Raw genomic sequence first — 20,799 nt, forward strand, 5'->3', positions numbered from 1 at the left:
GTGGCCGCCGTGCAGGCGGCTACGGTACGCTGCCCGTCTCGCACACTGCAGGGCAACCATGAGCGACATCTCCACCTTCGCATTCACCGACCTGGAAGGTCGCACCCAGTCGATGCGCGATTACGCCGGCAACGTCCTGCTGGTGGTCAATGTCGCCTCCAAGTGCGGATTTACGCCGCAATACGCGGGGCTGCAGGCCCTGTGGCAGCGTTATCGCGAACGTGGACTGGTGGTGATCGGTTTTCCATGCGATCAGTTCGGGCACCAGGAGCCGGGCGATGCGGCGCAGATCCGCCAGTTCTGCTCGCTCGACTATGCGGTGGATTTTCCGCTGGCAGCAAAAATCGAGGTCAACGGCAACGGCGCGCATCCGCTGTGGCAATGGCTCAAGCACGAACGACGCGGCGTGCTCGGGTCCGAGGCGATCAAGTGGAATTTCACCAAGTTCCTGATCGGCCGCGACGGCCGCGTACTGGAACGTTATGCGCCCACCACCAAGCCGGAGGCATTGGCTGCCGACATCGAGCGCGCGCTGGGCGCATGATCCGGCAGGGCGTGGTATTGAAACCGTAGGAGCGCACGTGGGCGCGACGAAGATTTCCCGGTAACGCCTCGTCGTGCCCGGGTGTGCTGCTACGACAGCGGGTTTTTCAGATGAAACGCCGCGCGCACGGGTCTTTCATGCGCGGCGCATCACTTTTCGACGAAGGCGCGCTCGAACACGTAATGCCCCGGCGTGCCGATGCGCGGGGAGGTCTGGAAACCGCGGCTATCCAGCAGGCTGCGCAGGTCGGCCAGCATCTGCGGGCTGCCACAGATCATGAAGCGATCGTTGGCCGGATCCAGTGTCGCCAACCCGAGCGTCTGCTGCATGCGCCCATCGGCCATCAGCTCGGTCAAACGGCCTTGGTTGGCGAAGGTTTCGCGGGTGACCGCCGGGTAGTACAGCAATTTTTCGCGCAGCAGGTCGCCGAGAAATTCGTGCTGCGGCAATTCGCGTTCGAAGTAATCGCGGTAGGCCAGATCCTGCACGAACCGCACGCCCTGGGTGAGGATCACCTTGTCGAAACGCTCGTAGGTTTCCGGGTCCTTGATGATCGACAGCCACGGCGCCAGACCGGTACCGGTGCCTAGCAGATACAGATTGCGCCCGGGGTGCAGATCGCTGATCAGCAGCGTGCCGGTAGGTTTCTTGCCAACCAGCACCTTGTCGCCGGGCTGGATGTGCTGCAGCCGCGAGGTCAGCGGGCCGTCCGGCACCTTGATGCTGAAGAACTCCAGATGTTCTTCCCAATTGGCGCTGGCGATCGAATACGCGCGCAGCAACGGACGCGTTTCGGTTTCCAGCCCGATCATCACGAACTGCCCGTTTTCGAAACGGAAGCCGGCATCGCGGGTCGTGGTGAAGCTGAAGTAGGCATCGGTCCAGTGACGGACCTCGAGCACCGTTTCGGCGCCAAAAGCGGAAGACATACCGGTAAGTGTCGTGGGAAGAGTACCCGGCAATTCTACCTCAAGCCGGCCAAATGAGATGAACTCTCATTTGGTGGGAATGGAGAATCGGGAATCGGGAATGGGGTGCAGTGCCGAACGATCTGTGCCTCTTCAGGATCCGCAGGCTCAGTACCTGTCAGCCGCAGGAGCGCCGCTTCTAACGATTCCCCATTCCCGATTCCCAAATCCCGACCTCACCGATACCCCGCCGCCTGCAATTCGAACAATTCCGCATACCGGCCGCCTTGGGCCATCAACTCGTCGTGGGTGCCGTTGGCCTCGATGCGGCCTGCGGCCAGCACCAGGATGCGGTCGGCCATGCGCACGCTGGAGAAACGGTGCGAAATCAGCACCGCGGTGCGGTTGTCCGACAGTTCCTTGAAGCGCTGGAACACCTCGAATTCGCTGCGCGCATCCAGCGCGGCGGTGGGTTCGTCCAGGATCATCAACTGCGCATCGCGCATGTAGGCGCGGGCGATGGCGATCTTCTGCCATTGCCCGCCGGACAGATCCACGCTGTTCTTGAAACGGCGCCCGATCAGCTGGTTGTAGCCGTCGGGCAGGCTGTCGATCAGCTCGCCGGCCATGGCGCGTTGCGCGGCGGCGCGGATGCGTGGGGTGTCGTCCATCGCGTCCACCTGGCCGACGCCGATGTTTTCGCCAACGCTCAGGTGATAGCGCACGAAGTCCTGGAAAATCACACCCAGGTTGGCGCGCAAGTCGTCCAAATCGTAGTGACGCAGATCCTGCCCATCGAGCAGGATGCGGCCTTCGTCGGGGTCGTAGAGCCGTGCCAGCAGCTTGACCAGGGTGGTCTTGCCGGCGCCGTTTTCGCCGACCAGCGCCAGCACTTCGCCGGCGCGCAATTCGAAATCCAGGTGCCGCACCGTCCACTGTTCGGCATCCGGATAGCGGAAGCCGACATCTTCGAAAACGAAGCCCTGGCGGATCGGGCGCGGCACCGGCAGCGCGTTCGGGCGCGAGCGGATTTCCGGCACGATGTTGAAGAACGAGTACAGATCGTCCAGATACAGCGCCTGGCCGGCGACCTGCGAAAAGCCGATCAGCAAGCCTTCCAGCAATTGCCGCAGGCGCAGGAAGCTGCCGGCCAGAAAGGTCAGGTCGCCGATGCTGAAATCGCCGCGCACCGTGCGCCAGGCGATGTAGCCGTAGGCCATGTAGTAGCCCAGGGTGCCGAGCGCGGCCAGCAGCGCTCCCCACATTGCGCGCTTGCGTGCCAGCGCACGGTTGGCCTGGAAGAACTTGTCGGCCAGCCGGCGGTAGCGCGCGATCAGGAAGCGGTGCAGGTTGAGGATCTTGACTTCCTTGGCCGTCTCCACGCTGGCGCCGACCTGGCGCAGGTAATCGAGCTGGCGCCGTTCCGGCGTCCACTGGAAGTTGAGCGAATAGCCCAGCGCATTGAAGTGCGCCTCGCCGATGAAGGCCGGGATCAATGCCACCGCCAGCAGCACGATCAACCACGGCGCATAGACCACCAGGCCCACCGCCAGGCTGACCACGGTGATGGCGTCCTGCACCTGGCCAAACAGCTGGCTCATCAGGTTCATGCGGTTCATGGTCTGGCGTCGCGCGCGATCCAGCTTGTCCTGCCGGTCCGGGTCTTCGAAATCCTCCAGATCCAGCTGCGCGGCATGTTCCATCAGACGCACGCTGGCGGCGTTGTTGAACAACTCCGACAGCAGCGCATCGGCGTAGCCGACCAGCCGGCCGAGCAGGTCCGAGCCGATCGCCAGCGCCAGTTCCAGCGCCAGCAGTTCCAGCAGCCGGTTCAGGCGGCCGCTGCCCAGGGCCTGCGCGAACGAGTCGAATGCCTGCGGCTGGCCGACCAGATGGATCGCCTCGTCGATGATCAATTTGCCGATGTACAGCGTCGCCACCGGCATCAGCGCGCGCAGCACGCGCAAGCCGATGCTGCTGGCACTCAGCCAGCGGCTGGTCTGCCAGATCTGCTGCAGGAACGGCGGCAGATTGCGCAGCGCATCCAGGCGCTCGCGCAGGGTAGGGCCGGTACGGGGGGCGGCGGGCGCAGAAGCGCCGGAACGGGAAGCTGACATCGTATTAGTGTGCCGCGCCCGGCGTGGGCGCGGGGTGTTGGGCCAACCATAAGAAAGGGGCAGGGCCCAGGCAGGCGCGTGCTCGCCTCGCGGCGCCCAGGGCTCACCGTCAGCCGCCGCGCCGGCAACGGTCGGTGGATTGGTGGCTTGCCATCACCGCAGCACTGCGGCGACCACCGGCGAAAGGCCGCATCGGTCAATCGCAGCGATAGACGCCGCACCCGGACGCGCCTGCGGTTTGCTCTAAAATGCCCGGATTGCACCCCCGCCAGCCGTAGAGCCAGCCGTGACCTCGATCAAGCAGGAAGACCTCATCCAGTCCGTCGCCGATGCGTTGCAGTACATCAGCTACTACCACCCGGTCGACTACATCAAGAACCTGTCCGCCGCCTACGAGCGCGAAGAATCGCCGGCTGCCAAGGACGCCATTGCGCAGATCCTGATTAACTCGCGCATGTGCGCCGAAGGCCACCGCCCGATCTGCCAGGACACCGGCATCGTCACCGTGTTCCTGGAAATCGGCATGAACGTGCGCTGGGACGACGCCACCATGGGCGTGGAAGACATGGTCAACGAGGGCGTGCGTCGCGCCTACAACCACCCCGACAACAAGCTGCGCGCCAGCGTGCTGGCCGACCCGGCCGGCAAGCGCGCCAATACCCGCGACAACACGCCGGCAGTGGTCAACACCAAGATCGTGCCCGGCGACCATGTCGAGGTGATCGTCGCGGCCAAGGGCGGCGGTTCGGAGGCCAAGAGCAAGTTCGCCATGCTCAATCCCTCCGATTCCATCGTCGATTGGGTGCTCAAGACCGTGCCGACCATGGGCGCCGGCTGGTGTCCGCCGGGCATGCTGGGCATCGGCATCGGCGGCACCGCCGAGAAGGCCATGCTGCTGGCCAAGGAAGCCTTGATGGAGCCGATCGACATCGTCGACCTGCAGGCGCGCGGCGCGGCCAACCGTGCCGAAGAACTGCGGCTTGAGCTGTATGAAAAGGTCAATGCGCTGGGCATCGGCGCGCAGGGCCTGGGTGGCCTGACCACCGTGCTGGATATCAAGGTCAAGGATTACCCGACCCATGCGGCCAACCTGCCGGTGGCGTTGATCCCCAACTGCGCCGCCACCCGCCATGCGCATTTCACCCTGGACGGCAGCGGCCCGGTGATGCTGGATCCGCCGTCGCTGGAAGACTGGCCCAAGCTCACCTACAACCCGACCAATGCGCGCCGGGTCAACCTGGACACCATCAGCAAGGAAGAAGTGGCCAGCTTCAAGCCGGGCGAGGTGATCCTGCTCAACGGCAAGCTGCTGACCGGCCGCGACGCTGCGCACAAGCGCATGATCGACATGCTCAACCGCGGCGAAACCCTGCCGGTGGACTTCACCAATCGCTTCATCTACTACGTCGGCCCGGTCGATCCGGTGCGCGACGAAGTGGTGGGCCCGGCTGGCCCCACCACCGCCACGCGCATGGACAAGTTCACCCGGCAGATGCTGGAACAGACCGGCCTGCTCGGCATGGTCGGCAAGTCCGAGCGCGGCGATGCGGCGATCGCCGCGATCCGCGACAACAAGGCCGTCTACCTGATGGCGGTCGGCGGCTCGGCGTATCTGGTGTCCAAGGCGATCAAGGCCGCGCGCGTGCTGGCGTTCGAGGATCTCGGCATGGAGGCGATCTACGAATTCGAGGTCAAGGACATGCCGGTGACGGTCGCGGTGGATTCCAGCGGCGAATCGGTGCACAAGACCGGCCCGCGCCAATGGCAGTCGCGGATCGGCAAGATTCCGGTGGTGGTGGAGTAACGGCGGCGATCGAGCCGGCCTCACTGCCGTTGCGCGGGTGTGGCCGGTGCCGGTGAGCTGCAGGCACGATGCGCGCATGCCGCATCGTGTCGAGTGCGTCGTGGTGCCGGTGCGCGCGTCGGTGCAGCAGTGATTGCACGGCACAGGTCTTCGACAGCGCGGTAAAAACAACGACAATCGCCGTGCGCCGCGCAGACGTCGCCCGCCTTGCGCGCCTGTCCCTACCGATCCCGGAGCCCCGCATGGTCGCCACGCTGTACCACTCCCCCAGTACCGCAGCGTTGGTGGTGCATTGGCTGCTGATCGAACTGGATATTCCGCACGCACTGCACCCATTGGATTTCGAAGGCGGCGAGCACAAATCGCCGCAGTACCTGGCGCTCAACCCCGCCGGCGTGGTGCCCACGCTGGTGCTCGATGGCCAAGTGCTCACGGAAGCTGCAGCCATCGTGCTGCACCTGGCCGACCTGCATCCGCAGGCCGGGCTGGCCCCGGCAGTCGGCACGCCCGAGCGTGCGGCGTACTACAAGTGGATGTTCTTCTGCGCCAACACCCTGCAGCCGGCGTACCGCGCCTGGTTCTACCCGAGCGAGCCGGCCGGGGCTGGGCAGGCCGAGGCGGCGCAGATGCACGCCCGCCGCAAGCTCGAAGCGGCCTGGACCCAGGTCGATGCGCATCTGCAGGCCCACGGCCCATATCTGCTCGGGGAAACCGTGTCGGCGGCCGACTTCATGTTGACCATGCTGATGCGCTGGTCGCGCAACATGCCGCGGCCGACCGATACCTGGCCTGCACTCCAGGCGCATGCAGTGCGGATGAAGGCCCGCCCAGCATTCCAGGAAACCTGTCGCCGGGAGTTCCTGACGGACTGGACCTGAACCTGCGCCCGCGGACTGCGTCTGTTGATCGCAGACTCTCCATCCGGCCCGTTTGGTCGCGTCCGCCACATAGTACGATCGTGCCACCAACCATAGTGCAGGGGGCTCGTCCATGTCGCATTCCGCATCGCGTCGAAAATTGCTTCAGTGCGCCTGTTGCGCGCCGATCGCGGCCGCTGCCGCGTCCCTGCCGTTCGCCTTGCGCGCGGCGCCGTCCAAGAAAACCGATTTGAATGCCGAGCAGGCGCTGCAGATCCTGCGTGACGGCAACAACGCATTCGTCGAAAACCGCCCCAAGAAAGTGATCTCCGACAGCAAGCGCCGCCTGGAGCTTGCGCTGGGCCAGACCCCGTTCGTCATCCTGGTGTCGTGCTCGGATTCGCGCGTGCCGCCAGAACTGCTGTTCGGCCGCGGCCTGGGCGAAATGTTCATCGTCCGCAACGCCGGCAATACCGTCGACACCACCGCGCTCGGTTCGATCGAATATGCAGTCAGCCAGCTCGGCGTGCCGCTGGTGGTGGTGATGGGCCACGAAAGCTGCGGTGCGGTGGCCGCGGCAGTGTCGGTCGTGGAGAACAACACGTTCTTTCCGGGCGCAATCGGCGCGATGATCGAGCCGATCGTTCCGGCGGTGCTGACCGCCAAGGCCAAGGGCGGTACCAACCTGCTGGCCGACTCGGTCAAGGCCAACGTCAAGCGTACCGTCGACCGCTTGCGCGCGGCGTCCGAACCTGCGTTACTCGAACCATTGCGCGCCGGCAATGTGCGCGTGGTCGGTGCGTACTACACCTTGCAGGACGGCAAGGTGGACTTTTTCGACGTTTGAGTCGGGCGCAGGCAGGCCTCGGCCATAGCAATATGCCTTGGTCCGCCGGTAACGTGTCCTGCAGCATGGTTGCGTAAGACGAAAGGCCGACATGCGCACATGCCGGCCTTCTATTTGATCGACTTGGTACAGTTTGCCGATCAACTCCGTCGCACGATGCGCCGCCCGTGGTGCCGGCGATCATCGGCAGCAGCGCTTGTCGTGAGCACCTGCAACACCATTGACCGCTGCCAGAGCGATCAAGAAAAGTGGCCGGCAGTGCGCACGGCGCATCGGGCTCGCAAAGTTGAAGTAGTACATACCGAACACCGACTGCGCCCACGTGGCAGTGAGCGCAGCCGGTGCTGGGAGTGCCTAGAACCACTCCAGCAACGACACGCCCACACCGATGTAGGTTGCCTTGTGGTTGTAGTCGATCATGCTTTCGCCGTAGCCATCGAACACCTGCACATGGCCGCGCAGCAGGTTGGTGATCGGGAAGCCGTAATCCACCTGCACCGAACCGTGCGAGCGGTCGCCGCCACGCAGCGAATGGCGTGCGATCAGCGCGAATTCGTGGCCATCCTTGTTGTAGACCAGCGTTGCATCGCCGCGGCCCATGTAATCCTCGATATCGGGATTGTTGTCGTCGGCGCGGTCTTCCTTGATGCGGAACCACGGGCGCAGTGTCAGCGCCCAGTTCTCCCGATCCAGCCCGAAGTTCAGGATCACCCGATTCCAAGAGCGCGACAGCGGGTCGGCGCGCCCGTTGGACATGTGATTGAGGCTGATGCCGCTCATGCGGCCCTTCCAGCCGAAGATGCTGTAGTTGTTGCGAAAGACCAGCATCGCTTCGGGCTCGTAATTGGTCTCGCGGAACGGGCGCGACGCATCGGTGTTGTAGGCCTGCCAGCGCGAGCTCTGGGTGTAGCCCATCCAGATATCGCCGTTGTCGCCGAACAGGTCTTCCACCACCTTGGTCTTGAAGCTGAGCTGGAACTTGAGCTCGGTGCTGTCCAGCTGCTGCGGCGTATTGACCGAGTTGGCCGGATTCGGCGACTGCGGGGTGCGGTTGGTGTCGCTGGTCCAGAATGCCGGCAACAGGTACACCGGCTTGTAACCGCGCAGCTGGAAAGTGCCCAGCTTGGAGTCCTTGGCCAGTTCCCAGCGTCGGTCCAGCAACGAGCCGCGGCCGGCATTGGCCACGGCTTCTTCTTTCGGTTGGTCCTGGCCGTCGGCGCGGAAGAAATCGCCGACCCGGCTGATCGTGCGCGTATCGTCGGGCTTGGCCTCCCTCTGCTTGGCCAATTGCGCTGCGGCATCGGCCTCTGCGGTTTGCTGCGGCGTGTAGCCCAGCGCCTTGTCGTAACAGGCCAGACGAGCGGCATCGGAAGTCACCGAGGTGCAGGCTTGCGGCGAGGCCGGCTGCGGTGCGATTTCCTGCGCATGTGCCAACGGCGCGGCGGCCAGTGCGATCAGCATCAGGGGGCGGGTGGGGTGCTTGGACATGGGCAGTCTGGCCGAAATGAATGCGCCAGGCAGGCGCAGAGATGCGCAGCTTAACGGTCGCGTCTGCATACGCAGTGTGTACACGAGGGCATAACATTCGACCGAGTCACCTCAGCTCAGCGTCTGCTTGCAACGTGCCGTCCTAAGTCGGGCAAGTGTATGGTTTGCCCCGCCACGCGTCGGCCCAATGAGTGCATGGGACCGTCACGCGTTCGGGGACAAAGCACGCATGCACCGACCTCAAGTTTTTCCAAAGCTTTAGAAAAACCAGCCGATGGCGAACACGCCCAGCATGCACAGGCCGAGCGCCAGCTTGGTGGCGGTGCCGAGCATGATGCCCACCCAGGTGCCGATCCCGACCTTGGTGGCCTGGCCGGACTTGCGTGTCTGGTAGTACTCGCCGAGCCAGGCGCCAGCGAACGGGCCGATGAACAACCCGATTGGCATGAAGAAAATGCCCGCGATGCCCCCGATGACCGAACCCCACAACGCCATCTTGCTGGCACCTACCCGCTGCGCTCCGTACAGCGTGGCCAGGAAGTCGACCAGGTACGACAGCGCAGTGATCAACCCCAGCACGACCAGCGTCACCCAACCGATGTGGCTGAAATTGTCAGCCCAGGCGGCAACCAGCAGGCCGGCGAACACCAGCGGCAGGCCCGGCAGGGCCGGCAGGATGACGCCAGCCAGGCCGATCAGCACCAGCGCGGTGGCCAAGACGTAGTAAACGACGGCGGTGTCCATGATGGTTACACAGGTCCTGATTCAGGCTTGACAAAAAGGCGCAAGGGGTGCTTGAAAATTCATTTTGCGCAGGTTAAGTTGCAGCCGCTGCTGTTTGCAAAGGTCACCGTGAATCGTGGCCTGATGCGGTAGATCGTCTGATCCGCTACATCCTTGTACCTCGCTTCCTCCTTGCAATCACAGCCACCACCGCTCGTCCATCACAGTGTCGTAGGGAGTCAGTCGAGATGTCCAATATCGAACGCGAAAATGGTGTCGTGAAGTGGTTCAACGATGCCAAAGGCTTTGGATTCATCAGCCGCGAAAATGGCGAAGACGTCTTCGTGCATTTCCGCGCGATCCAGATCCAGGGCTTCAAGAGTCTCAAGGAAGGTCAGAAGGTCAGCTTCACGGTCGTACAAGGCCAGAAGGGCCTGCAGGCCGATGCAGTGCAGGTGGTCTGAGCCGGCTGCGCGGAGCGCAGTAGCCACGCAACAAAAAGGCCCGTCGCCGGGCCTTTTTGTTGCGTGGCTACTGTGTTGTCGCGGCCGTTGCCGACGGGCGCTGCAGCGGCGGTGCGTCTACGCCACCAGGCCGATGGATCAGCGCAACACGACCTTGCCGTTGACCACGCGCACATAGGCGTTCTCGCGCACACCCGCCAAGTCGCGCTGGTTGACCACGATCACGCGGCCGTCGTCCATGCGCACCTGCACGTCGAAGCTGGAGCTGGTGACGTTGTTCTGGATGGCGTTACCTGCCAGCGCGCCGGCAGCGGCACCGGCCACGGCCGAAACGTTCTTGTTGCCCGTACTGCCGCCGGTTTCCTTGGAAATCTGGCGGCCGGCCACCGCGCCCACGATGCCGCCAAGCACGGCGCCGGTGCCGGTCGGCGCGGTGCGGGTCGGGCCGACTTCGTCGATCCGGGTCACGATGCCGCAATCGACGCAACGCTGCGTCTGCGAGTAGCCCTGGTCATACCCGCGGTCGCCGCGATAGCTGCCGTATTGGGGTTGGGAGGTGGCGCAGCCAACCAGGGTCGCGGTTGCAGCCAGGCCAATGACGAGCAGTCGGGTCTTCATGAAATCTCTCCGGGGTGGTTCGAAAAGGCGGCCGGGGCCGCGGCGACGTCATCCTGTGACGGTCCAGGTGAACGGCCCGCCAACTACGGCACTGCAGGCTTAACGAAACCCGAGCGTCGTATTCATCAACCTTCAGCGAAAGTCGCGGTGGCAAGCCTCGCAGGCATCGGAGATGCGGCTGTGGAGTTGGCCCAGCTGCCTGCAATCGGTCAGCGTCACGCCCTGGGCCCGATCCAGCACGGCACGCAATGCCTGGGCGTGCTCGCCGAAGCGGCGGTCCTCGCCAATCGCGGGGACGGCCGGCTCGACTTCGTCGGCCAGCAGGCGCAGCGATTGCAGTCGCCGCTGTTGCTGCGCCGGCATGCAGGCGGCGCCTGCGTCCGGTCGCAGCGTGCGTAACTGGTAGGCCATGATCTGCATCAGGCTGTCGGGCACCGGGTCGCGCCGCGCTCGTAGTGCGTTGGCCACCATGACCGTGGCGACCAGGCCGATCAGCAGGCCCAGCACCAGCATGAAGGCGTAGCGGGCCGCGCGGGACTGGGTGGGAGGCGGGGCGTGCATGAGGTGGCTCCTGGGACGCAACGTTCGTTGCGGCAGCGTGGGCGCGCCCTGAGCGGGGCGCGTAAAATAGGCCGATGAAAGCACAATGGCGTGAACGCTTTGCCGGTATCGACCGGCTATATGGGGTCGGCACGGTCGAGCGCTTGTCGGCGTGCCGCGTGGCGGTGGTCGGCATGGGCGGCGTGGGCTCGTGGGTGGTCGAGGCGCTGGCACGCACCGGGGTGGGGCACATCCGCCTGATCGATGCCGATGACGTATGCGTGTCCAACACCAACCGGCAGTTGCCGGCGCTGGCCGGGCAGTACGGGCGCAACAAGGCGCGGGCGATGGCCGAGCGCTGCGTGGCGATCAACCCTGACATCGAAGCCGATGCGGTCGAGGCTTTTCTGACCTCGGGCAATATCGACACCTTGCTGGGTCAAGGCTTGGATCTGGTGATCGATGCCTGCGACAGCTTTCGGGTCAAGGTGGAAACCATTGCCTGGTGCCGTCGGCGCAAATTGCCGCTGCTGACCGTGGGTGCGGCCGGCGGGCGCACCGACCCCACGCTGGTGCGCGTGCGCGATGTCTCGCGCACCGAGCACGATGCGATGCTGGCGCTGATCCGCAAGAAGCTGCGCAGCGAATTCAATTTTCCCAAGAACCCGCAGCGCTACTTCGGCGTGCCGGCGGTGTATTCGCTGGAAAACGTCAAATACCCGCAGGCCGATGGCAGCGTCTGCGGCATCCGCCCACAGCTCGATGCCGATGCCACGCTCAAGCTTGATTGCGGGGCAGGGCTCGGTGCGGCCACGCATATCACCGGCACCTTTGCATTCGTGGCGGTGGGCAAGGCGCTGGACATGTTGCTCAAGCCCAAGGCTGCGGTGGCGATGCCGGCAGCCGAGGCGGTTGCGGCGTCGTGATGCGGCCTGCGCGCCGTCGTGCTGACCGCGCGCGCTGCGCTCAGTGCGGTAGGCCGAACAGGTTGCGGGCGTTGGCCGACGTCTGCGCAGCAATGTGCGCAGGGTCTTGCCCGCGCAGCTGGGCGATGCAGTCCAATACCGTGCGCAGATACGCCGGCTCGTTGCGTTGGCCGCGGATGCCGGCGTCGGGCTGATCCGGCGCGTCGGTTTCCAGCAACAGGTGCTGCAGCGGCATGCTGGCCACCAGCCCGCGCAAGCGATTGGCGCGCGGGTAGGTCACCGGGCCGCCGAGGCCGATCATGAAATCCAGTTTCCACAACTGCTGCGCCTGCTCGGGGCTGCCGGCAAAGCTGTGCACCACGCCGCGCAGGCCACCCACCGCCTTGATGCGCGCGATGACCTCCTCGGTGGCGCGGCGCGCATGCACGATCAGCGGCAGGTCGAAGCGCTTGGCCAGCTGCAGCTGAGCATCGAAATAGTCGCGCTGCGCCTGTGCATCCAGTCCGTCGACGAAAAAGTCCAGGCCGCATTCGCCGATCGCGCAGGGCCGCTCGCGTTCGATCCACTCGGCAAGCTCCTGCAGGTGCGCAGGGCGGTGCTGCTCCAGAAACAGCGGATGCAGGCCGTAAGCGGGGTGGAGGCCAGGCGCCTGATCGCAGACCGCACGCAGGCCCGGCCAACTGGCAGCGGTGATTGCCGGCACCACTTGCTGTACGACGCCCGCGGCCTGTGCGCGCGCGATCACCGCCGCGCGGTCGTGGTCGAACTCGCCTGCATCCAGATGGCAGTGGCTGTCGATCAACCGCATCAGTCGCGGCGCACCGGTGCCGGCACCGGCGCCTTGCGGGTTTTCCAGTTGGCCAGCAGCAGCGTGGTCAGGCCGAACAGCAATTCGTCCAGGAACGGGATCGGATCCGGCATCACCATGTCGATCAGAAACAGCGCGGCGCCCAGCTTGAACAAGGTGGGATATCGCAGCGTGCTGGCCCAATCCAGCGCGCGTGCAGTCAAGGGATTTCGCATGCGAATGCTCCGGCTGTTAGAGATCCATGAAGTAACCGCTAGCTGAACTTAACCGTCGTGTTCATGAGCGAGCGCCTTTTTGTTCAGGGTTCCCATGCTGGAATCACGGCCGTCAACAACGCGGTGCGTCCGCAGGGAGCTGGTGATGAAGAGCAATACGACAACTATACTGGTCGCTGCTGGTGCCTTGCTGGTCGGAGGCGTTGCCACTGCCGCTTTCATGAACAACCGCCCATCGTCCGGCGATTTTGTCGCCAACGGCCAGCCAGCGCCGCGCGGCCTGGAATATGCCGATGTGGTCAAGGTTGCCCCCATCACCCAGCGTGAGCCGCAGTACGCGCAGGTGATCAACAGCAGCGCCGTCCGCGAGACCACCACCAGTACCTCGCCGCGTGAAGTGTGCCGCGATGTCGTGGTGCAGGAGCGTCTGCCCGAGCGCGACGGTAACGTCGGCGGCACGGTGGCCGGTGCGGTCATCGGCGGCCTGATCGGCAACCAGGTGGGCGGCGGCAACGGTCGCAAGCTGGCGACCGCCGCAGGCGCAGTGGGTGGCGGCTTTGTCGGTAACCGTATCGACCGCAACCACGTTGGTGGCCGGGTGGTCGATCGCACAGAGCGCCAATGCCATACCGAAAATGCCAACTCGCAGTCCTCGCGCTTGGTGGGCTACGACGTGACCTATCGCAATGCCGATGGCACTACCGGCACGATGCGGATGGACAGCAAGCCGGGCGAACGTATCTCGCTGGGCGACGCCGACAATGTGGTGGCCTATGACGTCACCTACCGCTACGACGGCTTCGAAAAGACCGTGCGTATGAACGACAAGCCTGCCAGCGACCGGCTGCCGGTGGTCGATGGCCAGCTGGTGACCCAGATGGCATCGACCGCGGGCGATTCCAACGCGCGCCAGGACGGTTTGAGCACCCGGCAGTAACGGGTAGGCCGAGACGACGCGCAGTCAGCGCAGTGGTGAGAAAAGAGCCGGCATTGCCGGCTCTTTTCGTCTGCGCCATCCCCGGGACTGATGCACTGCAATGTTGGGCCGGCAACTGGCAGATAATCGCGCTTTCCGCTTGCGATGGAAGCCAACATGCCGGTGCGCCCCGATGACCTGTTCGACGTACGTGCGCTGCTCATCGACGAAGAGCGGGCGGTGCAGGACGCGGTCGCGCGCTTTACCGATACGCGGGTTGTACCGGCCATCGGCGATGCCTTCGATGCCGGGCGCTTTCCGCGCGAGTGGATTCCGGAGCTGGCGGAACTGGGGCTGCTGGGTGCCAGCCTGCCGGTGCGCGACGGCGGTGCGGGCCTTGGCGCGGTGTCCTACGGATTGATCTGCCAGGAACTGGAGCGCGGCGACAGCGGCCTGCGCAGCTTCGTCAGCGTGCAATCGTCGTTGTGCATGTATCCCATCCGCGCCTACGGCAGCGACGAACAGCGGCAGCGCTGGCTGCCGGAGATGGCGGCCGGCCGGGTCATCGGCTGTTTCGGTCTGAGCGAGGCGCAGGGCGGATCGGACCCGGCCGCGATGACCACCCGCGCGGTGCGCGAGGGCGAGGGCTGGCGTTTGAACGGCGCCAAGATGTGGATCACCAACGGCAGCATCGCCGGCCTGGCGATCATCTGGGCGCAGACCGACGATGGCGTGCGCGGCTTTCTGGTCGAGACCGACAGCGCCGGTTTCAGCGCGCACGACATCAGCCACAAGATGAGCCTGCGTGCGTCGGTCACCTCGGGCCTGTTCCTGGACAACGTATTCGTGCCCGAGCAGATGCGGTTGCCGCAGGCGGCCGGTTTGAAGGCGCCGCTGAGTTGCCTCAACCAGGCACGCTACGGCATTGCCTGGGGCGCCATCGGCGCGGCAGTGGCCTGCCTGCGCGAGGCGCTGGCCTATGCCGGCGAGCGCATCCTGTTCGGCCGCCCGTTGGCGGCCACGCAAAGCGCGCAGATCAAACTGGCCGACATGGCGCGGCGGATTTCCACCGCCCAGCTGCTCGCGTTGCAGCTTGGGCGCTTGAAGGAAGCCGGGACGCTGCAGCCGGAGCAGGTCTCGCTGGCAAAATGGAATAATTGCCGCATGGCGCTGGATGTGGCGCGCGAATGCCGCGACCTGCTGGGCGCGGCCGGCATCACCACAGAGTATGTGGCGATCCGGCATGCGCTGAACCTGGAATCGGTGATCACCTACGAAGGCACCGAAACCGTGCATCAGCTGGTGGTGGGCCGTGCGCTGACAGGACTCAATGCGTTTTGACGAGGAGTGGGGGTTTGATCAGCAAGGATGTGATGCGACGCCTGTGCGGCGTCTTCTGGACCATGTGTCTGCTGGTCGGCGCGAGCATCGTGCCAGCACAGGCCAACGAGGCGCCACGCATGGCAGCGACGCCGGGCTGGGTAGTGGCAGATGCCGTTCCCGAGAACGTGCCCGGCGCTGCCGGGCTGCGCTACGAGCTGGTGTCAGACCAGGTCGATCTGACCGGCCGCGTGCCGCAGGCCTACCGCCGGCTCAGCTACACCGTGCAGCGCGCCAAAAGCCTGGAGGAAGCCGGGCAGATTTCCATCGACTACCAGCCGCAGTACCAGCAGCTGGAGCTCAACAGCCTGGATGTCTGGCGCGCCGGCAAGCGCATCGATATGCGCACGCAGGCGCATTACGCCAGATTGCGGCGCGAGAGCGGGCTGGAGAACGGGCTGATCGATGGCGCGCTGACGCTGTCGATCACCTTGCCGGACCTGCGCGTGGGCGATCGCGTCGACTATGGCGTGACCATCAGCGGCAGCAACCCGGTGTTCGGCAAAGGCTATTACGACGTGTTCGAAGCGCGCTACGGCGTGCCGCTGGGCGAGCGCCGGGTACGTGTGCGCTATCGGGCCGACATGCCGCTGCAGTGGCGCATCAGCGCGCCGGGGTTCGGCCGGAACGTGCGCACGCTCGATGGGGTGACGCAGTTGGACATCGGCGCCCGCAACATCGCGGCGGTGCAGGAAGAAAAAGACGCGCCGGACGACGTGGACCCGTATGGCGCGATCGAAGTGTCCACCGCCGGCAGTTGGGGCGCGGTGGCAGCCTGGGCGGCGCAGCTGTATCCGCGTGCATTCACCCAGGCGCAGGTGGCCGCCAGGATGGCGCAGAGCCTGGCGTTGCGCAGCGACGACCCGCAAGGTGCGTTGCTGCGTGCCGTGGCGTTCGTGCAGGGCGAAATCCGTTACGTCGGCCTGGACATGGGCGAAAACTCGCACGCCCCGCACGCGCCCGAAGTGACGCTGCGCAACCGCTATGGCGACTGCAAGGACAAGGCGACGCTGCTGATCGCACTGCTGCAACTGGCCGGCATCCGCGCCGAGCCGGTGCTGGTCAACAGCGACAAGGGGCATGGGCTGGAAGCGCGGCTGCCCAGTCCGTACGCCTTCGATCATGTGGTGGTGCGTGCGCATCTGCCGCAGGGCGAGGTGTGGGTGGATGCCACGCGCGATCGCGAGGAGGGCCCGGTGGCACAGCGACGGCCACTGCCGTTCGTGCGCGGATTGCCCGTGATTGCAGGGCAGGACACGTTGGTTGAAGTGCCTGCGCCGATGCCTGCATTGCCGCAGATCGAAGTGAACGAAGAAATCTCCATTTCGCTGCGCAAGCCGCAGCGCTGGGCAAACTTCACGGTGGACACCATTTATCGCCAGGGCCGCGGCGAGCGTGTCACCAGCAGCTTCGATGACGATGGTGCGCAGACGGTGGGCGAGCACTATCTGGAATTCATGCAGCAGTACTACACCGCACTGACCCAGGTGAGCGTGCCGAGCATCGACGCTGCCGACCCGCTGAATGTACGCACGCACGAGGCCTACCGGCTGGAGTGGCCAGCCGAGGAGGGCGATGAGCTGGGTTTCCCGTTGTTCCAGCTTGGCGAGTGGATGGATGCGTTACCGAAAGAGGCCCGCAAGAGCCCGCTGGCGCTAGGTGGTCCGCGGCTGGCGCGGCAGACCGTGCGCGTGCATAGCGACCCGGCGACCCAGGTGAAGGCGGAGACGCAAGTGATCGCCAACCCGTGGTTCCGCTTCTCGCGCAGCATCGCGATGCGCGACGGCAAGCTGGTCATCGTGGGCGAGTGGCAGCGCTTCACCGACCGTATTCCGGCCAGCGGCGTGGCGCGCGCGGCCGCTGACATGGAACGCGCGCGCGACCTGCTGTACTTCAATCACGATCTCACGCCGCAACGGCGCACCCAGCCGCCCGACTGGCGTGCACTCAGCTACCCGGTGGCCGGCTTGGTGGCCTTGGTGTTGTTGCTGGTGGCGTGCTTTTTCTGGTGGCGCGGCGGTGGCCTGGGCGGAATCGTGTTCGATCCATATGCCACGGTGACGCGGATGCCGCAGCATGCTTGGATGCGCTGGAGCGCCTGGGTTGTGTTTGCGGCCACCACACTGCTGTCGACGTGGGTGTGGCTGCATGCGCTGCCGCTCTGGGCCAAGGCCGGTGGGGTCAGTGTTGTGGTTGCAATCGCCTTGCTGGGATGCGTGCTGCTGAAGCAGATCCTGCATTGGATGGGCAGCGGCGCCCGGCTTGGGACGGTGTTGCCGGCGATGGCCGGCTGTGCATTGCCGTGGCTGGTGTGCCTGCTGGCGGCTGTGGTCGCGCTCAAGGGCCAGGTTGCATTGCTGCGCACCGGCGCGACCGATCCGGCCGGCATGGCGCAACTGGCGACATGCATCCTGCTGCTGATGCTGGGGGCGCTGTGGTGGTCGGTCTGTTCGGTGCAGGCGGCCGCCGCTGCCGGCTGTGCGCGCACGCGTGCGTTCGGCGCCTGGGCGCTGACGGTGGCGGCACTGGGCATCCTGATCGCGGTATTGAGTGTGCCGGTGGCGGTGGTGGCCCTGGCCTGACGCAGGTCGGCGCGGCAGTGCACGTAAAGCCGGCATCGGTGCGCCGTTGCTGCGTGCAGGGCTTTGCAAAGGCACGCGGGGCTGTGACACTGCCAGCCCCTCGTTGCTGTCGCGGAGCCAGCCAGATGTCGAGCGTGCGTCCCCCGTTGACCGTCCATGGCATGTCCGGTTCCGGCAATTGCTACAAGGTGCGCCTGCTGCTGGAACAACTGGGCAGCCGCTATCACTGGGTCGAGGTTGACAGCGTGGCCGGGCAGACCCGCACGCCCGAGTATCTGGCCAAGAACCCCAACGGCAAGGTGCCGATGGTCGAGCGCGACGATGGCCGCGTGTTGACCGAATCCAACGCGATCCTGTTCTGGCTGGCCGAAGGCACGCCGTATCTGCCCACCGATGCGTGGCAGCGTGCGCAGGCATTGAGCTGGATGTTCTTCGAGCAATACAGCCATGAACCCTATGTGGCAGTGGCACGGTTCATCAGCCTATGGACGCCGCGCGATGCCGCACGCCGCGCCGAGTTGCCGCAGCTGCGCGCACGCGGCGAGCAGGCACTGGCGGTGATGGAGCAGCACCTGCAGCAGCACACCTGGTTCACCGGCAGCGACTACGGCATCGCCGATATCGCACTGTTCGCTTACACCCATTGCGCCGAAGACGGCGGTTTCGATCTGGAGCGCTGGCCGGCGATCACCGGCTGGTTACAACGCGTGCAGGCGCTGCCGCGTTATGTGCCGATGCCGGCAGCTGCATCGGTGGCGGCATGAGCCGTCTGCGCGATCTGCACGAGGCTCGCTGCGTCAGCGCTGCGTGCTCGGCGGACGGCTGTCTTTACTCTCCGGCATCGGCATCGGCATCGGCATCGGCATTCGCCGTGCGCCTGTTCGGGCGCGTACAACGCGTCGTGCGCGCCGGCGCCGCCCGGTTGCCCGCGGCCGGCCGGCAGGAGCGCTGACGATGTGCGGATTGGCAGGAATGTTGCTGGCCTCGCCGCGCCTGCATGGCGAACAGCTCGATGCGCTGGTGCGGCCGATGGGAGCCGCCTTGCGCCACCGCGGCCCCGACGATGCCGGCACCTGGTGCGATGCGCAGGCCGGCGTAGCGCTGGCGCATCAGCGCTTGAGCATTCTGGATCTGTCGCCGCTCGGCCATCAGCCGATGCGCTCGGCCGATGGCCGCTACGTGCTGGCCTATAACGGCGAGGTCTATAACTTCGCGCAATTGCGCGCAGCGCTTTCCGCGCTTGGGCATCGCTTCCGCGGCCACTCCGATACGGAAGTGCTGCTGGCGGCCGTGGTGGAGTGGGGGCTGGACGAGACGTTGACCCGTTGCAACGGCATGTTCGCCATTGCGTTGTGGGACGAGCGCGACAACTGCCTGTTCCTGGCCCGCGACCGCGTCGGCAAGAAGCCGCTGTACTACGGGTGGGCCGGCGACACCTTGGTGTTCGGTTCCGAACTCAAGGCCTTGTGGCAGCATCCGGACTTCGACAACGGCGTGGATCGCGATGCGCTCACCCTGCTGCTGGGGCTGGGCTATATCCCGGCGCCGGCCTGTATCCACGAGCACACCTTCAAGCTGATGCCCGGCCGCGTGCTGCGCATCGATGCGCAAGCCGTCGCAGCCGGCGCGGCCGCGCATCGTCCCGATCAGGCGCAGCAACCGTTCTGGAACGCGCGCGAGGCGATGCAACGCGCGCTGGCGACGCCGTTCACCGGTACCGACGCGCAGGCCGAAGAGCAATTGGATAGCGTGCTGCGCGATGCAGTGGCCTTGCGCATGGTGGCCGATGTGCCGGTGGGTGTGTTCCTCTCCGGCGGCACCGACTCGTCCATCGTCACTGCGATGATGCATGCGCAGAGCGCGCAGCCGGTGCACACCTTCAGCATCGGCTTCGAAGGCTCGCATCACGACGAAGCGCCGCTGGCGCGCGAAGTGGCCACGCATCTGCGCACCGACCACACCGAACTCTATGTCAGCGGCGCCGATGCGCTGGCGGTGGTGCCGGGCCTGCCGAGCATGTTCGACGAACCCTTCGCCGATGCGTCGCAAGTGCCGACGGCGTTGGTCGCACGGCTGGCGCGCGGCGGAGTCACGGTGGCGCTGTCTGGCGATGGTGGCGACGAATTGTTCTTCGGCTATGGCCGGTATCAGCGCGCACTGCGCAATTGGCGCATGCACGGCCTGGTGCCAGGCCCGCTGCGTCGCCTGATGGCGGTGGCGGCGCGTCGCAATGGCGAATCCTCGCGCACCGGCGGGCTCGCCGCGTTGGTGGCCGAGGCCGGCGCACGCGGTATCGGCGACATCTACCGCAACCGCATTTCGCGCTGGCGCGATCCGGCCGCGGTGGTGCTGGGCGCTACCGAACCCGACAGTTTCTACAGCCTGGCTGACCCGCTGCACGGATCCGGTACGCCGGCCGACGCGATGATGCTGGCCGATTTTGCCGCCTACTTGCCGGACGATCTGCTGTGCAAGGTGGACCGCACCACCATGGCGGTGGGACTGGAAGCGCGTGCGCCCCTGCTGGATTGGCGCGTGGCCGAATTCGCCTGGTCGCTGCCGCTGTCGCTGAAATACCGCGATGGAGTGAGCAAGTATCTGCTCAAGCGCGTGCTGTGCCGCTACCTTCCGGACGCGATGGTCTACCGCGGCAAGCGCGGCTTCGGCGCTCCGGTCAGCGCATGGCTGCGCGGCGATCTGCACGGCTGGGCAGACGATCTGCTCGCCCACGGCGCCCTGCAGCGCGAGGGCGTGTTCGCCGCCGATACCGTGGCTGGCTTGTGGCGCGACTTCAACGGTGGCGAGCGCAAATGGCATACGCACCTGTGGACGGTGCTGATGTTCCAGGCCTGGCAGGCACACTGGCGGCAGCAGCGGGCGGCCGTGGTGCGCTGACGCCTGGCGCTGCGGTGTGGACATTGGTTGGCAGTTTGCTCACGCCGTCTGTGAACGCAGACGCCACCGGGCGCACGCACTGCTGTTTGAGCCACAGATACCGGCGACGTTTCACCAGCTCTGAGCATTGAGCTGAGTAGGGTGGGGGCCTGTTTCCACGGAGATTC

21 protein-coding genes are annotated in these 20,799 nt (G+C 65.5%); 13 read left to right on the plus strand and 8 right to left on the minus strand.

The features are described from left to right. Positions 1–58 precede the first annotated feature (58 nt). The gene (locus tag J7360_RS18760) at positions 59–544 is read left to right on the plus strand and encodes a glutathione peroxidase (RefSeq protein WP_007966677.1); all 486 of its coding nucleotides are present in this window, start codon (positions 59–61) and stop codon (positions 542–544) included. Positions 545–693: 149 nt separating this feature from the next. Here the strand turns inward: J7360_RS18760 and J7360_RS18765 are convergent, their stop codons facing one another. Together J7360_RS18765 and J7360_RS18770 are read right to left on the minus strand one after the other, a co-directional pair. Beyond that, the gene (locus J7360_RS18765; protein WP_209034464.1) at positions 694–1,473 is read right to left on the minus strand and encodes a ferredoxin--NADP reductase; all 780 of its coding nucleotides are present in this window, start codon (positions 1,471–1,473) and stop codon (positions 694–696) included. 215 nt (positions 1,474–1,688) lie between these two features. Further along, on the minus strand, positions 1,689–3,569 hold the full coding sequence (locus J7360_RS18770; protein ID WP_057661649.1) for an ABC transporter ATP-binding protein: 1,881 nt from the start codon (positions 3,567–3,569) through the stop codon (positions 1,689–1,691). 286 nt (positions 3,570–3,855) lie between these two features. Between J7360_RS18770 and J7360_RS18775 the strand changes: the two genes are divergently transcribed. The 4 genes from J7360_RS18775 (at position 3,856) to J7360_RS18790 (ending at position 7,077) form a co-directional block, all read left to right on the plus strand. After that, complete coding sequence (locus J7360_RS18775; protein WP_057661651.1) at positions 3,856–5,373, plus strand: fumarate hydratase; 1,518 nt, start codon at positions 3,856–3,858, stop codon at positions 5,371–5,373. Between the two features lie 37 nt (positions 5,374–5,410). Beyond that, entirely contained in the window at positions 5,411–5,506 is a 96-nt protein-coding gene (locus J7360_RS21695; RefSeq protein ID WP_017155729.1) for a hypothetical protein, read from the plus strand. A gap of 109 nt (positions 5,507–5,615) precedes the next feature. Further along, positions 5,616–6,251, plus strand: a complete 636-nt coding sequence (locus tag J7360_RS18785) for a glutathione S-transferase family protein (protein WP_057661653.1) — start codon at positions 5,616–5,618, stop codon at positions 6,249–6,251. Between the two features lie 187 nt (positions 6,252–6,438). Next, positions 6,439–7,077, plus strand: a complete 639-nt coding sequence (locus J7360_RS18790; RefSeq protein ID WP_017155731.1) for a carbonic anhydrase — start codon at positions 6,439–6,441, stop codon at positions 7,075–7,077. 354 nt (positions 7,078–7,431) lie between these two features. Here J7360_RS18790 and J7360_RS18795 read toward each other — a convergent pair whose 3' ends face one another. Both J7360_RS18795 and J7360_RS18800 read right to left on the minus strand, forming a co-directional pair. Further along, complete coding sequence (locus tag J7360_RS18795; RefSeq protein ID WP_057661656.1) at positions 7,432–8,565, minus strand: phospholipase A; 1,134 nt, start codon at positions 8,563–8,565, stop codon at positions 7,432–7,434. A 258-nt stretch (positions 8,566–8,823) separates the two neighbouring features. Beyond that, complete coding sequence (locus J7360_RS18800; RefSeq protein ID WP_057661658.1) at positions 8,824–9,309, minus strand: DUF456 domain-containing protein; 486 nt, start codon at positions 9,307–9,309, stop codon at positions 8,824–8,826. Positions 9,310–9,536: 227 nt separating this feature from the next. Between J7360_RS18800 and J7360_RS18805 the strand changes: the two genes are divergently transcribed. Beyond that, a complete protein-coding gene (locus J7360_RS18805; RefSeq protein WP_003483561.1) occupies positions 9,537–9,752 on the plus strand; it encodes a cold-shock protein in 216 nt (71 codons plus the stop codon). A gap of 138 nt (positions 9,753–9,890) precedes the next feature. Here the strand turns inward: J7360_RS18805 and J7360_RS18810 are convergent, their stop codons facing one another. Beyond that, positions 9,891–10,370 (minus strand): glycine zipper 2TM domain-containing protein, encoded by a 480-nt coding sequence (locus tag J7360_RS18810; protein WP_007966687.1) that lies wholly within the window; start codon positions 10,368–10,370, stop codon positions 9,891–9,893. A gap of 132 nt (positions 10,371–10,502) precedes the next feature. After that, positions 10,503–10,931, minus strand: a complete 429-nt coding sequence (locus J7360_RS18815; protein ID WP_057661886.1) for a hypothetical protein — start codon at positions 10,929–10,931, stop codon at positions 10,503–10,505. Between the two features lie 74 nt (positions 10,932–11,005). Here J7360_RS18815 and J7360_RS18820 point away from each other — a divergent pair, with 74 nt between their 5' ends. Continuing rightward, positions 11,006–11,836, plus strand: coding sequence for a tRNA threonylcarbamoyladenosine dehydratase (locus J7360_RS18820; protein WP_057661890.1), 831 nt, complete (start codon positions 11,006–11,008; stop codon positions 11,834–11,836). 40 nt (positions 11,837–11,876) lie between these two features. Here J7360_RS18820 and J7360_RS18825 read toward each other — a convergent pair whose 3' ends face one another. Continuing rightward, positions 11,877–12,644, minus strand: a complete 768-nt coding sequence (locus J7360_RS18825) for a TatD family hydrolase (protein ID WP_007966690.1) — start codon at positions 12,642–12,644, stop codon at positions 11,877–11,879. Further along, positions 12,644–12,859, minus strand: a complete 216-nt coding sequence (locus tag J7360_RS18830) for a DUF6116 family protein (protein ID WP_057661893.1) — start codon at positions 12,857–12,859, stop codon at positions 12,644–12,646. Before J7360_RS18830 ends, J7360_RS18825 begins: the two co-directional genes overlap by 1 nt. A 145-nt stretch (positions 12,860–13,004) precedes the next feature. On the opposite strand from J7360_RS18830, the gene J7360_RS18835 reads away from it, so the two are divergent. From J7360_RS18835 to asnB, 6 genes are all read left to right on the plus strand, one after another. After that, positions 13,005–13,796, plus strand: coding sequence for a glycine zipper 2TM domain-containing protein (locus J7360_RS18835; RefSeq protein WP_209034466.1), 792 nt, complete (start codon positions 13,005–13,007; stop codon positions 13,794–13,796). A 144-nt stretch (positions 13,797–13,940) separates the two neighbouring features. Then, positions 13,941–15,116: an acyl-CoA dehydrogenase family protein gene (locus tag J7360_RS18840; RefSeq protein WP_057661898.1), complete on the plus strand. Its 1,176-nt coding sequence runs from the start codon at positions 13,941–13,943 to the stop codon at positions 15,114–15,116. A 62-nt stretch (positions 15,117–15,178) separates the two neighbouring features. Continuing rightward, the gene (locus tag J7360_RS18845) at positions 15,179–17,737 is read left to right on the plus strand and encodes a DUF3857 domain-containing protein (RefSeq protein ID WP_209034489.1); all 2,559 of its coding nucleotides are present in this window, start codon (positions 15,179–15,181) and stop codon (positions 17,735–17,737) included. A 125-nt stretch (positions 17,738–17,862) separates the two neighbouring features. Further along, entirely contained in the window at positions 17,863–18,501 is a 639-nt protein-coding gene (locus tag J7360_RS18850) for a glutathione S-transferase family protein (RefSeq protein ID WP_099801510.1), read from the plus strand. Next, entirely contained in the window at positions 18,498–18,689 is a 192-nt protein-coding gene (locus J7360_RS18855) for a hypothetical protein (RefSeq protein WP_209034468.1), read from the plus strand. The genes J7360_RS18850 and J7360_RS18855 overlap by 4 nt, the downstream gene beginning before the upstream one ends. Before the next feature lie 2 nt (positions 18,690–18,691). Beyond that, positions 18,692–20,632, plus strand: coding sequence for an asparagine synthase (glutamine-hydrolyzing) (gene asnB / locus J7360_RS18860; protein ID WP_209034471.1), 1,941 nt, complete (start codon positions 18,692–18,694; stop codon positions 20,630–20,632). Positions 20,633–20,799 lie beyond the last annotated feature (167 nt).

Source organism: Xanthomonas sp. D-99 (assembly GCF_017746145.1).
Lineage (GTDB): Bacteria > Pseudomonadota > Gammaproteobacteria > Xanthomonadales > Xanthomonadaceae > Xanthomonas > Xanthomonas cissicola.

Coding starts and splice junctions, on each gene's coding strand:
- asnB (WP_209034471.1), top strand. CDS start 18,692: ATGTGCGGATTGGCAGGAATGTTGCTGGCCTCGCCGCGCCTGCATGGC.
- J7360_RS18795 (WP_057661656.1), bottom strand. CDS start 8,565: ATGTCCAAGCACCCCACCCGCCCCCTGATGCTGATCGCACTGGCCGCC.
- J7360_RS18855 (WP_209034468.1), top strand. CDS start 18,498: ATGAGCCGTCTGCGCGATCTGCACGAGGCTCGCTGCGTCAGCGCTGCG.
- J7360_RS18810 (WP_007966687.1), bottom strand. CDS start 10,370: ATGAAGACCCGACTGCTCGTCATTGGCCTGGCTGCAACCGCGACCCTG.
- J7360_RS18820 (WP_057661890.1), top strand. CDS start 11,006: ATGAAAGCACAATGGCGTGAACGCTTTGCCGGTATCGACCGGCTATAT.
- J7360_RS18835 (WP_209034466.1), top strand. CDS start 13,005: ATGAAGAGCAATACGACAACTATACTGGTCGCTGCTGGTGCCTTGCTG.
- J7360_RS18760 (WP_007966677.1), top strand. CDS start 59: ATGAGCGACATCTCCACCTTCGCATTCACCGACCTGGAAGGTCGCACC.
- J7360_RS18845 (WP_209034489.1), top strand. CDS start 15,179: ATGTGTCTGCTGGTCGGCGCGAGCATCGTGCCAGCACAGGCCAACGAG.
- J7360_RS18850 (WP_099801510.1), top strand. CDS start 17,863: ATGTCGAGCGTGCGTCCCCCGTTGACCGTCCATGGCATGTCCGGTTCC.
- J7360_RS18785 (WP_057661653.1), top strand. CDS start 5,616: ATGGTCGCCACGCTGTACCACTCCCCCAGTACCGCAGCGTTGGTGGTG.
- J7360_RS18815 (WP_057661886.1), bottom strand. CDS start 10,931: ATGCACGCCCCGCCTCCCACCCAGTCCCGCGCGGCCCGCTACGCCTTC.
- J7360_RS18770 (WP_057661649.1), bottom strand. CDS start 3,569: ATGTCAGCTTCCCGTTCCGGCGCTTCTGCGCCCGCCGCCCCCCGTACC.
- J7360_RS18765 (WP_209034464.1), bottom strand. CDS start 1,473: ATGTCTTCCGCTTTTGGCGCCGAAACGGTGCTCGAGGTCCGTCACTGG.
- J7360_RS18830 (WP_057661893.1), bottom strand. CDS start 12,859: ATGCGAAATCCCTTGACTGCACGCGCGCTGGATTGGGCCAGCACGCTG.
- J7360_RS18825 (WP_007966690.1), bottom strand. CDS start 12,644: ATGCGGTTGATCGACAGCCACTGCCATCTGGATGCAGGCGAGTTCGAC.
- J7360_RS18800 (WP_057661658.1), bottom strand. CDS start 9,309: ATGGACACCGCCGTCGTTTACTACGTCTTGGCCACCGCGCTGGTGCTG.
- J7360_RS18805 (WP_003483561.1), top strand. CDS start 9,537: ATGTCCAATATCGAACGCGAAAATGGTGTCGTGAAGTGGTTCAACGAT.
- J7360_RS18840 (WP_057661898.1), top strand. CDS start 13,941: ATGGAAGCCAACATGCCGGTGCGCCCCGATGACCTGTTCGACGTACGT.